The sequence below is a fragment of the Ligilactobacillus equi DSM 15833 = JCM 10991 genome, assembly GCF_000615765.1.
GTDB classification, from domain to species: domain Bacteria; phylum Bacillota; class Bacilli; order Lactobacillales; family Lactobacillaceae; genus Ligilactobacillus; species Ligilactobacillus equi.
Map to the genome: position 1 here is coordinate 59,334 of NZ_BAMI01000004.1, position 12,666 is coordinate 71,999.

General features: G+C 38.9%; 12 protein-coding genes and 2 pseudogenes. 9 read left to right on the forward strand and 5 right to left on the reverse strand.

Annotated elements, in window-relative coordinates:
- The first annotated feature begins 123 nt into the window (after window positions 1–123).
- From JCM10991_RS02070 to JCM10991_RS02100, 7 genes are all read left to right on the forward strand, one after another.
- Window positions 124–756, forward strand: a complete 633-nt coding sequence (locus tag JCM10991_RS02070) for a hypothetical protein (RefSeq protein WP_025020418.1) — start codon at window positions 124–126, stop codon at window positions 754–756.
- 38 nt (window positions 757–794) lie between these two features.
- Entirely contained in the window at window positions 795–1,733 is a 939-nt protein-coding gene (locus JCM10991_RS02075; protein WP_025020419.1) for a hypothetical protein, read from the forward strand.
- Between the two features lie 89 nt (window positions 1,734–1,822).
- Complete coding sequence (locus JCM10991_RS02080; protein ID WP_025020420.1) at window positions 1,823–2,638, forward strand: hypothetical protein; 816 nt, start codon at window positions 1,823–1,825, stop codon at window positions 2,636–2,638.
- A gap of 206 nt (window positions 2,639–2,844) precedes the next feature.
- Window positions 2,845–3,930, forward strand: coding sequence for an ABC transporter ATP-binding protein (locus tag JCM10991_RS02085; protein WP_025020421.1), 1,086 nt, complete (start codon window positions 2,845–2,847; stop codon window positions 3,928–3,930).
- A gap of 3 nt (window positions 3,931–3,933) precedes the next feature.
- Window positions 3,934–4,749 (forward strand): ABC transporter permease, encoded by an 816-nt coding sequence (locus tag JCM10991_RS02090; RefSeq protein ID WP_023860386.1) that lies wholly within the window; start codon window positions 3,934–3,936, stop codon window positions 4,747–4,749.
- Window positions 4,739–5,554 carry an ABC transporter permease gene (locus JCM10991_RS02095; RefSeq protein WP_023860387.1) on the forward strand — a complete coding sequence of 272 codons (816 nt, stop codon included), beginning with the start codon at window positions 4,739–4,741 and terminating at the stop codon, window positions 5,552–5,554. The genes JCM10991_RS02090 and JCM10991_RS02095 overlap by 11 nt, the downstream gene beginning before the upstream one ends.
- Window positions 5,551–6,624 (forward strand): ABC transporter substrate-binding protein, encoded by a 1,074-nt coding sequence (locus JCM10991_RS02100; RefSeq protein ID WP_025020422.1) that lies wholly within the window; start codon window positions 5,551–5,553, stop codon window positions 6,622–6,624. Before JCM10991_RS02095 ends, JCM10991_RS02100 begins: the two co-directional genes overlap by 4 nt.
- 37 nt (window positions 6,625–6,661) lie before the next feature.
- On the opposite strand, the gene treR is transcribed toward JCM10991_RS02100, so the two are convergent.
- From treR to JCM10991_RS02120, 4 genes and pseudogenes are all read right to left on the reverse strand, one after another.
- A complete protein-coding gene (treR, locus tag JCM10991_RS02105) occupies window positions 6,662–7,405 on the reverse strand; it encodes a trehalose operon repressor (protein ID WP_023860389.1) in 744 nt (247 codons plus the stop codon).
- 250 nt (window positions 7,406–7,655) lie between these two features.
- A pseudogene (locus JCM10991_RS12210) lies at window positions 7,656–8,617 on the reverse strand (ribose-phosphate diphosphokinase).
- 175 nt (window positions 8,618–8,792) lie between these two features.
- Window positions 8,793–10,906: pseudogene (locus tag JCM10991_RS12215) on the reverse strand (AAA family ATPase).
- Between the two features lie 97 nt (window positions 10,907–11,003).
- Window positions 11,004–11,252 (reverse strand): hypothetical protein, encoded by a 249-nt coding sequence (locus JCM10991_RS02120; RefSeq protein WP_023860392.1) that lies wholly within the window; start codon window positions 11,250–11,252, stop codon window positions 11,004–11,006.
- 157 nt (window positions 11,253–11,409) lie between these two features.
- On the opposite strand from JCM10991_RS02120, the gene JCM10991_RS02125 reads away from it, so the two are divergent.
- Window positions 11,410–12,129 carry a nucleoid-associated protein gene (locus tag JCM10991_RS02125; RefSeq protein ID WP_025020423.1) on the forward strand — a complete coding sequence of 240 codons (720 nt, stop codon included), beginning with the start codon at window positions 11,410–11,412 and terminating at the stop codon, window positions 12,127–12,129.
- Complete coding sequence (locus JCM10991_RS16015; protein WP_081781923.1) at window positions 12,111–12,404, forward strand: nucleoid-associated protein; 294 nt, start codon at window positions 12,111–12,113, stop codon at window positions 12,402–12,404. The genes JCM10991_RS02125 and JCM10991_RS16015 overlap by 19 nt, the downstream gene beginning before the upstream one ends.
- 75 nt (window positions 12,405–12,479) lie before the next feature.
- Here JCM10991_RS16015 and JCM10991_RS15610 read toward each other — a convergent pair.
- Window positions 12,480–12,666 (reverse strand): hypothetical protein (locus JCM10991_RS15610; RefSeq protein ID WP_225349900.1); only part of this gene is annotated, 187 nt, incomplete at its 5' end.

The following is a 12,666-nucleotide window of genomic DNA, read 5'->3' on the forward strand; positions in this document are numbered from 1 at the left end:
TAAAATTAAATCTTAAGAAATAGCAACTTGATTTTTTTGTTACAATATTGTAATATTAAAGTGTGGAAAGGTTGATAACAACCGTAAGTGATTGAAAAAATAAATTTTTAGGAGGGATTTATTATGAGACTATGGACAAAGATTGGTGCAACGGTAGCAGGGATGTTGGTTTTAGGCGCTGGGGCAACTGCAAGTCTTGAAAGCCATCACCAAAGTAGTGACATGCAAGCTACTCCAAGTAGCCTGGTGGTAAGCTCAAGTAGTAGTCACAGATTAGCTAAGAAGAGCAGTGCTAAGGAAAGTATTAAAGATGCTGAAGTTAAAGTGCAAAGTAATCAAAATTCAAGTGCCGTAAGTCGCGTTGAGAGCCCAGCTAGTTCTAGTCAAGTAGTAAGCCCTCAAAGTAACACTAGCGTAGCTAATGCACAGGTGCAAGCGCCAGTGGCTTCTAGTCAAGCAACTTCTCAAGCTGCTTCAGCCGTTTCACAAGAAACTACTTCTTCAGTGGCGATGTCTGCTCCAGTGGCTCCGCAAGCTAAGAGTGAAGACAGCTATGTGGACCAAGCACTTAGCCAAACTACGAAAGAAAGCGGTATCAGTGAAGAAATGTTATTAGTTACCCAGGATGGTAACTTAATTCAAGTAAGAGAAAATCACACTAAGATGGCAGCAGCTGGAATGAATGTTGATTCTGCTGTTGATCCAGTGATTGCTACTTACACCGTTGAAAATGGACAATTAACACCACTCCAATAAAGTGATGGAGTTAAAGTTGACCTTAAGGGGTGATTATCATGAGACTTTGGGAAAAAATTGCTGTAACTGGTGGAATTTTAGCCACCTTAGCAGCCGGAACAATGGTTGCTAATAAAGTGACTACGGACAAGCAAAGTTCCGAATTTACAATTAGCGAAGTAAAAAAGAGTTCGAGCTCCAAAGTAAGTAAGAACAGTAGTCAAAAGGAAAAATCTAAAGAAACTAGCAATCAAGTTTCTAGTCAAGTAAGTTCAAGTCAGGCAAATTCCAGTCAGATAAGCTCAAGTCAGGTAAACACTAATACGAATGCTAAGACAGCTTCTTCAAGTAGTGTTGCTCAAGGACCAGCTGTAAGTAGTCAGGTACAAGCACCTAAGCCAGCTGAAACGCTAGCTCAGGATCGTTTGAGTCAAAATAATTTAGCTATTAGTCAAATTTATGGCGATATACCTTTGATTCGTAATATAGACGTACCAAGTGGCCGCATCTTAAATGCAAGTATCAATGGTGACCGCAATGATTACTCTGTGACTTACGGCTTAGGCAGTGTTGCTACAGAATTAAATGCAGATCCTAATTTTGTACCTTTGGTTTCTTTGAGTGTGACGACTTACGGTAGTGCCAGTGAAGCTCAAGCTAATCTTCAGGCTAATGTGATTGATACGACTGGTCTGCCTGTAGAAAATATTGCTGGTCAAACAGTCAGTGTTGATGCCGGAGCAGGCCAACGTTACTACAGTTGGCAAACTGGCAACTGGTATGCTAATGTGCACACCAGTGTGGTTGATGGTAGCGACGCTAATGTAGCTGAAAAAATTCAAGCTGTTGCTAATGTAACTAAGCCTCAAACTAGTCTTGGGGTAGTAGATTACATGGCGAATGGTGCTAAATTATCTTGGCAAGAAGGTAGCAAAGTTTACCATGTGACAGCTGATAGCCTAGCTCAAGCCAGTCAAGCTGCGATGAGTGTTAAATAATTCTTATGACCTGCGTGAAAGCGTAGGTCTTTTTTTTAAAAAATGCTATACTAAAGTGGAAAAAGAAAAATAAGGGAGTTTTTTGGAGTATGAAAAAATGGATGGGGATGGCGGTTACCGCTTTAGCCACTTTAACTTTGACGACGAGTGTGATTAAAGCTGACGATGAAAGTAATGCTAATACTGAAGCCGCGCAAGAATCAGTTGATTACAGTGGAGAAGTTCGAATCTCGGGGAAGACTAATCGGGAACGTTTGGGCCAGTTTAACTACCTATTACGTCATAATTTAGGTTATGATATCTACCCTCAAGTGGTTGGTTTTAAAGGCGAAAAGCAAAAAATCAATATACGCTATGAAGGAGACCAAAATAATTTTAAAGTTTATTATAGCAAGTCCAAAGAAATGCAAAACTTTAACACTGATAAGTTAAAGGGGGCTAAAACGTATGCTACTTTAACTAAGAAAACTTACGATAGTGTCGATAAAGCTAAAGCAGCAGTGAGCTTTAAAACAATTGATACTAAAAAATTAGGTAGCAAAATCCAATACTTAAAAAACAACCAACCAGCGGTAATTACTAAAGCTGCTGGCGGACAAACTTTACGGTGGAATTTTGGTGCAAAGTGGGAGAGTATCGTTATTGGTGCTGGTAATAGTACTACTAAAAAAGCAAATAAGGTAGCTACTAATGTGGCAAAAAATGGTTTACCATCTATTGATGGCAAAGGGGTTTTACGCTTTGACAATGATGGAAGTCAAATCAAATGGTATGATGGCAAGGTGGTTTACACTTTAGAAACCACGAGCTACAAGTCTGGTTTAGCTATGATACAAGCTTTAACCAATCCAGAAGCCCAAGCCAAAGCGGAAAGCCAAGCTAGTGCGCAAAGTCAAAGTGAATAATTTTAAGCCTTGAGTCTTGTGATTCGAGGCTTTTTTGGCTTAAATTTAAGTAGCAACGTAATTTAAACTAACAACTATAGTAATGGAGATTTTGCTAGCATATTATAAGAAAAATGTGTAAAATTATTTGGTAGTCAATAATGACAAAATAAATAAAATCGGAGAAAAGTCGCACGCTGACGGCTTTTAAACGAGGGGGTTAGATTTTGAAACAGCCAATTATTTCATTTCAGAATGTTGTCAAAAATTATGACGGACAGCCAGTTTTAAAGAATGTGAGTTTTGATATCGAGGAGGGTAAATTTTATACCTTACTAGGACCTTCTGGATGTGGCAAAACAACCATTTTACGGATAATCGCAGGTTTTTCAGAGCCAACCAAAGGAGATGTCTATTTTCAAGGGCAAAAGGTTAATCATATTCCGGCCAATAAGCGTCAGGTTAATACGGTTTTCCAGGATTATGCCTTATTCCCACACATGAATGTTTATGAAAATGTGGCTTTTGGATTGAAAATTAAGAAATTACCAGCTGATCAAATTGATGCCAAAGTCAAGGAAGCTTTACAGATGGTTCGTTTAGCTGGCTTTGAAAAGCGTGGAATTAATGAGATGTCTGGGGGACAAAGACAGCGAGTAGCGATTGCGCGCGCCTTAGCGAATGAGCCCAAAATTTTACTCTTGGATGAACCGCTCTCGGCTCTGGATCATAAGTTACGCACGGAAATGCAATACGAGTTGCGGAATCTTCAAAGAAAACTCGGGATTACTTTTATTTTTGTGACTCATGACCAAGAAGAAGCTTTAGCCATGAGTGATGAAATTTTTGTCCTAAATAACGGTAATATTGTTCAAAGTGGTAGTCCGGTTGATATTTATGATGAACCAATCAACCATTATGTGGCTGACTTTATTGGAGAAAGTAACATTGTTAAAGCTACAATGGTGCGCGATGAGCTGGTGCACTTTGCTGGACACAATTTTGCCTGTGTGGATGGGGGGATGCGCCCTAATGAAGCAGTGGAAGTTGTTTTACGTCCGGAAGATTTAACGTTAACGATGGTGGAAGCAGGGAAAATAACCGTTCAGGTACAAACACAACTCTTCCGAGGAGTTCACTATGAAATCATTTGTCAGGATCAGGATGGTAATGAATGGATGGTGCATTCGACGCGTAAAGCCGTGCCAGGAAAAACTTATGGTTTGAATTTTGAGCCCGAGGATATTCATGTTATGCGCTTCAACGAGTCAGAAGCGGATTTCGATGCGCGGCTTGAAAGTTATGAGGATTAGCCCATGAAGAAAATGCAGACATTTTTTGCAATCCCTTATTTTTTATGGCTAGGGCTATTTGTGATTGCACCTTTGGCTTTGGTTTTTGGGTATTCTTTTTTAGATACCGCTGGTCATTTTACATTAGCTAACTATGCCAATTATTTTGGCTCATTGAAGTATCTACTGATGACCTTCAATTCGGTCTGGTATGCCTTTTTAATTACGATAGTAACCTTAATAATTTCTTATCCGACAGCCTATTTTTTGACTAAACTCAAACACAAACAATTATGGTTGCTGTTAATCATTTTACCCACTTGGATTAATTTACTTTTAAAAGCCTACGCTTTTATTGGTATTTTTGGTATTCATGGCGGTTTGAATAATTTTTTAGCTTTCTTTGGGATTGCCCCCAAACAAATCCTTTTTACGGATGTGAGTTTTATCGTAGTAGCTACTTATATTCAAATTCCTTTTATGGTCCTGCCGATTTTTAATGCCCTAGAAGAATTAAATGATTCCTTTATTGCAGCAGCTCAAGATTTGGGAGCCAATAAATTCCAAACTTTTTGGAAGGTAATTTTTCCCTTGTCTTTAGGTGGGGTGCGTAGTGGAGTACAGTCTGTCTTTATCCCATCCTTATCACTCTTTATGCTGACCCGTTTAATTGGAGGAAATCGGGTGATTACTTTGGGAACAGCGATTGAAGAACACTTCTTGGTGACTCAAAATTGGGGTATGGGTGCTACCATTGGCGTAATTTTAATCCTTGCCATGGTGCTAGTCATGTTGCTAACTGGAGAAAGAAAAAAAGGGGGGCCAAAGAATGAAGAATAAGGGCTTATGGTCGAAAGTCTACTTAACCTTAGTATTTGTGAGTTTATATTTACCAATCTTTTACTTAATATTCTATGCCTTTAACCAAGGGGAAGATATGGGAAAGTTTAGTGGCTTTTCTTGGGTCCACTTTGCGGAGCTATTTGAAGATACGCGCTTAATTATTATCTTGCTCGAAACTTTTTTATTGGCCTTTTTATCTGCACTCCTGGCAACACTTATCGGAGTCTTTGGCACGTTGTACTATTCTTACCTAAAGCATAGTCGAAGTAAGAATCTACTACTTTCCTTAAATAATGTGCTTATGGTGTCACCGGATGTGATGATTGGGGCAAGTTTCTTAATTTTGTTTACGGCTTTAGGCTCACTAATCGGTGGTATTAGATTAGGCTTTCTGACAGTGTTATTATCCCATGTGGCCTTTTCAATTCCAATTGTTGTGCTAATGGTCTTACCACGTTTACAAGAAATGAATGATTCTTTAGTTTGGGCGGCCTATGATTTAGGGGCCAATAATTGGCAAACTTTAACCCAAATTGTACTACCGTATTTAACGCCTGGAATTATCGCCGGCTATTTTATGGCGTTCACTTATTCTCTAGATGATTTTGCAGTGACCTTCTTTGTGACGGGGAACGGCTTTACAACTTTAGCTGTGGAAATTTACTCGCGGGCGCGGCAGGGAGTTAGTTTAGAGATTAATGCTTTGAGTACCTTAGTTTTCCTATTTGCCTTGTTATTAGTGGTGGGTTACTACTTCATTAGTAAAGACCGACAAACTAAGAAGGGGGGAAGTAAGCTATGAAACGTTTACGGACCTTAATAATAGGAATTGTTGCTTTGATCGGTATTCTATGGCTAGGTGTTTATCAACTTAATAAGACCAGTGGCAATCAAAATGCTAAGGTTTTAAATATTTATAATTGGGGGGATTATATTGATCCCAAGTTAATTACCAAGTTTGAAAAACAAACGGGTTACAAGGTGAATTATGAAACTTTTGATTCTAACGAAGCTATGTACACCAAGTTACAACAAGGAGGTACGAACTATGATGTTGTCGTGCCCAGTGAATACATGATTCAAAAAATGAAAAAAGCTCATTTGTTGTCAACTTTGGATCATCGGCAGTTACCAAACCTGAAATATATCAGTAGTTCTTACTTGAATCAAAGTTTTGATCCACAAAATAAGTATACGGTTCCTTATTTCTGGGGAACCTTAGGGATTGTCTATAACGATCAGGTCTACCAAGCTAGTGATTTTCAATCATGGAATCAGCTATGGAACCAAAAATTCCGCGGGCAAATCATGTTTATTGATGGTGCCCGAGAATTTATGGGGATTGGTTTGACGAGTTTAGGTTATTCGTTAAATAGCACCAACGGTTACCATCTTCATCAAGCCTATGAGAAGTTGAAGTTGCTGATGCCTAACGCCAAAGCTATTGTCGCTGATGAAATTAAAATGTATATGGCTAACGGTGAGGCCAATGTGGCGGTAACGTATTCTGGTGAGGCGGTGGATATGCTAGATAGAAATGATCATCTTCACTATGTCTTACCAAAAGAAGGCACCAATTTGTGGTTTGACAATCTGGCGATTCCCAAAAGTGCTCAAAATAAAAAAGGTGCCTATGCCTTTATTAACTTTATGTTAGAACCGGAAAATGCAGCTGCTAATGCGGAGTATGTGGGTTATTCAACTCCTAATACTGGAGCTTTAAAGTTACTGCCTAAATCAGTAACTGCTAATAAGCAATTTTATCCAACTAAGCAAGCTTTAAGCAAGATGGAAGTTTATAAAGATTTAGGTCCCAGCTGGGTTGAAAAATACAATGATTACTTCTTAGAATTAAAGATGTATCGCAAGTAAGCAAAAAGACAGACATCAATTGCCTGTCTTTTTTAGTTTATTCAGCATTCTTTTTGCTACGTGCAGCATTTTTCCGACGATCAAAGTCGATAAATTTAAATTTATCAGGGCGTTGGTAAGAAGTGGTTAATTGGAAGAGACTCGTATTGTCTAAGTAAGACATACTACGAATAACAGCTACGTAGTCGCCTTCTGTTAATTCTAAGATTTTGCAGACGTCTGCCGGGGCTTTTTCGACCGTAATTTCACGGGTTGAATAGGAAATTACTAATTCAAGTTTTTCTTCCAAATACTTGTATAGGTTAGAAACATCTTCGGTTTTAATTTCTGGCACGAAGGTCTTGAAAAGAAATTCTTGGTTTAAAACGGCAGGAACATCGTCTTTGTAACGTAAGTATTCAGTCCAGTAAGCAGAGTTACCAGCTTCTTCAAGGGGATGACCTGAAAAATCGTCTGGAATAATCCGTGATTCTAAATTTAAGACTTCAATGCTACCTTTGTGCCCCAAAGATTGGTCACGTTTCTTGAAATCGACTATCCCAGAGATAGGAAAAGTAAAGTCTTGCATGTCTAGGACTAGAGAACCTTTACCACGGATTTTCTGGATAAGTCCTAGAGAAGTTAACTGAGCTAGGGCTTTCCGAACTGTTTCTCGTGAAGTACCATAAAGTTCACATAGTCGGTGTTCAGAAGGTAAGTAATCACCAGGATTATATTGTTTGAATTTAATTTTTTGCACGATATCTTGTGCGATAATTTCTTGTTTGGATAGAGTCGCCATATTTTTAACCCCTTATTACGTAAGTTTTAATTTTATTATAGCAAAAAAAAATAAGCATACAAGTTTTTCTTGGACTAGGGCTTGCGATAGTCGCCTTTTAAGTCTAAATGGTAGACAAGTCTAAATATTAAAAAGAGGCAAGGAAACATGATTTTTCGATGAATTTAAAAATGATAATCATAAAAAAACACTAGAAATTATGCTTAAAAGCAATAATTTCTAGTGTTTTTTCAAACTTTAGAGTAATTTTTTAATCGGCATATTTAGGAAAAAGTGAGTCAACTGACTGGTGGTTGTAAATTAAATCTATCGCTTTAGCGAAGAGTGGGGCAGTTGAAAGCACAGTTAAGTTATCAAAACGTTTGTAATCAGGAATTTCAATCGTATCTGTAACAATAACTTCCTTATATGGAGAAGCCTTTAATTCTTCTACTGCATTGGCTGAAAAGATGGCATGGGTGGCACAAGCGTAGACATCGGTAGCCCCAGCGTTTTTTAGTGCCATGCAGCGTCAGCCATCTTACCACCAGTATCAATCATATCATCGAAGACAATACATTTGTGACCAGCTACATCCCCAATCACCATGGTGTTTTCGGGATTTAAGAGACGACTAGAGTCACGCTTGTCGACAATGGCAATTGGAGCCTTGAGGAATTGTGCTAAATTACGGGCCATCTTAACTCCAGTGTGATCAGGAGCAACTACAACGACATCTTCATCGATTTTCTTACCCAAGAAGTAGTCAGCTAAAAGATAGATAGCCTTTAAGTGATCTACTGGAATATTGAAGAACCCTTGTAATTGACCAGCGTGAAGGTCGAGAGTAATTACTCGGTCAGCACCAGCCAATTGAATGAAGTTTGAAACCAACTTGGCAGTGATAGGTTCCCGAGAACGTGCTTTCCGATCGGCGCGTGCGTAACCAAAGTAAGGTACAATAGCGTTAATTGAACCAGCACTGGCTCGGCGTAAAGCATCCATCATAATCATTAATTCCATCAAATTTTCATTAACTGGATCACTGATTGATTGAATGATAAAAACGTCATTTCCCCGCACACTCTCGTTGATGTTAATCTGAATTTCTCCATCACTAAAGTGTTTAACTGAGGCGTCACATAAAGGGACGCCCATTTCAGCAGCAATTTTTTGGGCCAATTCTTGGTTAGAATTAAGCGCAAATAATTTAATTCCGTTATTTTCTTGCATTTTACGGCTCCTCTAAGAATAAAAAGTAAGTGCGTTATTACAACTTTAATTATAGTCAATTTCCCAGGTAAAATTCAAGATAAGAGACTAAAAAGTTTTGCCAAGCAGTAAAATGTTCGGTTTTAGCATAAAAAATCCCGCTGTTATCATGAACAGCGGGACAGAATAACTTGCTTTAGGCAGCATGATGATTTGTTGCTTGCGGATTTTCGACAATGACTAATTTACCGGCTTGCATTTCAGCCTTGAGGTGTTGAACGTTTAAGTGGTCCAAGTAAAAGTCAGTAACCTGGTCACGAATTTGAGCCTCAATAACCCGCCGTAGAGGGCGTGCTCCCATGGCTTCATCGTAACCTTCTTCAATCAAGAAATCCTTAGCTTCGTCAGTTACAACTAAATCTAGGCCTTTCTTGGCTAAGGTTTGGTTAACATCGCTAATCATGAGGTCAACGATTTGCTTGAGGTCTGCTTTACTTAGGTGGGAGAATTCAACAATCGCATTGAAGCGGTTGAGGAATTCAGGACGGAAGTAGGGGCTAGTCGGTCCATTAAGGCTTGATCATGTGGGTCACCGTTCAAGGACTCATTACCAAAACCAGCATTAGAAGTGGCAATGATCACGGTGTTTTTGAAGTTGACTTGGTTGCCTTGCCCATCAGTCAAGTGGCCATCATCTAAAACTTGCAGTAACAAGGTTAAGACTTGAGGGTTAGCCTTTTCAATTTCATCCAACAAGACAATGGAGTAAGGATTACGTCTTACTTTTTCTGTTAAAGTGTTAGCATTGTCATCGTAGCCGACGTAACCTGCGGTGGTCCCAATTAATTTAGAAACGGCGGTTAAATCACTGTATTCGGACATGTCTAAGCGGATAATGTTATTTTTGTTACCAAACATATCCAAGGCTAATTGCTTAGCTAATTCGGTTTTACCGACTCCGGTGGGTCCCACAAAGAGGAAGGAACCGATTGGACGGTTACCTTCATCAAAGCCAGCCCGATTACGGCGAATAGCACGACTTACTGCTTGGACGGCTTCGTCTTGGCCAATAACCTTGCCAGCTAGACGTTTGCCCATATCCTTGAGTCTTTGGATGTCACTAGCTCCCAATTTAGAAACAGGAATCCCGGTTAGTCTTTCGACGGCTTGGGCCACATCTTCAGGTGTAGCGACAACCTTACTTTGATCTTGATTATTGTCGATTTGTGCTTGAAGGTTGATAATCTTAGTTTTGACTTCTGCTGCTCCCTGATAGTCTTCTTTTTGAGCTAAATCGTTTTGTTGAACTTTGAGTTGGGCGATTTCTTCTTCCAAAGCTTTAACATCAGTGACAGGGTGCTTAGCAGCTAGGTGTGCGGCCGTCATGTCAATTAAGTCAATTGCTTTGTCAGGCAAGCTTCTTTGGGGAATAAATTGGATGGAATAATCCACCGCGGCCTTTAAAACATCGTCATTTAAAACAACATTGTGGTGTTGTTGGTAAAGGTCACGAATTCCTTGGAGAATCTTGAAAGTATCTTCCGCACTTGGAGCGTTAACGGTTACTTGATTGAATCGCCGGGCTAAAGCGCCATCTTTCATGATGGTGTTACGATATTCGTCTTGGGTTGTGGCCCCAATTAAAGTGATTTCTCCTCGAGAAAGGGCGGGTTTTAAAATGTCAGATAAACCTTTAGAACCATTATCACCGCCCATACCTCCGGCGCCTAGAATTTGGTGAATTTCGTCGAAGAAGAGAATAATATTGCCAGCATTCTTAACTTCTTTAACTAAGTTTTGAATATTTTCTTCAAAGGAACCCCGATACTGAGTACCAGCTTCAAGATTGGAAATGTCAATGGCAATAATTTCCTTATTCTTGATGGCAGCGGGGACATCACCGTGAACAATCGCTTGGGCTAACCCTTCGACGACGGCCGTCTTACCGACCCCAGCGTCACCGACTAAAACGGGATTATTCTTAGTGCGTCGCGCCAAAATTTCGGCAGTTTCTTGAATTTCTTGATTGCGACCAATAACTGGGTCAAGCTTGTTTTCACGTGCTTCTTGGGTTAAGTTGCGCCCTAATTTAGCTAAGATTCCATCAGTTTTGATAGCATTTGTTTTACCTTCTTGACTGGTCTCTTGGGTAGGTAAATTTCCGGTACGTCTGAACTCTTGGAATTCTTCCGGAGTAACTTGACGACCGTTAATTAAATAACGTCGTTCAGAGTTGATGCCGTTTATGTTGCCCATTAAGTGGTTGAAGATGTCATCCATGTTGTTAAAAGGATCGTTAGTGTAAGCCATAATAAATGCCTCCTAGAATTATTAGTTTTCGTGGTATGACGGGTGCTAAAAAGCCCCTAAATGAAGGTTAGTGACTAACAAACAAATACGGACTGTCTTACTTATTTAGCTGGTTACCCGCCTCGAGTTGCAGATACTGTTCTTCAAGTTCCTTTAAGACTTGCCACATAGCTTGATGGCGAGCCTTAGCCAATGCATCCAAATCACGTAAATTCAGCGAAGTGGCATTGCTTTGCGGTTTATTGAAGGACTTGTGTAAAGTGGTGTAACCATAACCTGAAATTTTAGCAACCTGATAGATAGTTAAATCTTGGTCAGCTAAGTAGGTTTTGATATCGATTTTCATCATTCTCACCTCTTACAATTTATATTATACCACATTTGTGATATATCACAAGTGTAAAATGATGATTTTTGAAAAAATTTTGGCGGTGGATTAAATTCGCTTTATAGCGAAAATCCAGTAAAATAGAATCACGAATCAAATTTGAAAGGAATTTATTATGGAGATTACACATGCTGTCATTAACATTATGGATAAAAATATCAATAGTGCAGTTTTTTCGCAAAAAGAGTTACCTTTGCGTGAACATTTGGTGCAAGAATACGTACAAAAAATTGTGGAAAAATTTCTTAAAAGTGAATGCATTACTTTTGGGGTAGAACAAAGTGAACCAGCTTTATATTTAGCTTCAGATGAAGATAACTTTTTAATGAGGGCAGAGCAATTAACTCAGCACGTCTTTGAGAGTTTAGCGGGTTGGCAGGAAGTTCCAACAGGAGATATGCTATTTATCGAAGCTGTCGACCAAATGGGTGCTAATTATGTGGGGATGTTAAAATTAGACTATTCTGTTAAGTACACGCACTTGGTGGATTATGATGATAATAATCAAGTGGTTAATAAAATTCAAAAGAATGAGGCTATTTTACCCGCACCTACCCAGGCTTTGAACACAGGAATTATTATCAAAGACCAAAAAACTTGTTTCGTACGTGACCGCAAATACAAGGACGTTCAAGGTAATTGGTCTTTCCAAGAAAATGTACTTGAGGTTAAAGAAAAACAAGTTAAGACTAGTGATGAAATTAATGCTGTAAAAAAAGCCCTTAAGAGTGTGGCTGAGAAATATGACCTGCCGGCTTATGAAGTGGCAGCGGAAGCCCAAACAGTAGTTTACGAAGGAATTGGCAATGAAGGCAGATTAATAATGAAGCCCTAGCCCAAGCAGTTTTTAAAGAAAATTACACAGCTAAGCAGGAATTTTTAGCAGAATTAGATAAAAAAGAGATGGCCAAACAAGTTGATGTAACAGCCAATGCGCCTATTTTTGAAAAAAAGTATCAAAAACAAAAATTAAAACTAGATAATGGTATTGAAATTACGGTGCCAGTAGAATTATTGAAGAATAAAGACGTGATTGAATTTATTAACCAAGAAGACGGTTCCTTAGAAGTAGTCTTACGCAATATTGACTCCATCAAGAACTCATTTTAATCGAAAAAGGAAAAATCCTCGGTTCCGAAGTGAACTGAGGATTTTTAATGAAAAAGGAGCGTAAATCCCCCTACTTTAGTGGGGGGATATAAGCTCCACTCGATAACTCGTAAGAGCTATTTTGTTTTTTTCTAAATATTCTTTAGCTAATTTAGATAATATCTCTGAAACAGATGAATGTTCCTTGATTGTTTGTATTTTCAAGCTATCATTAAGTTCAACATTCATATAGATATTTATCCTTTTTTGTTTTCTGCCACAG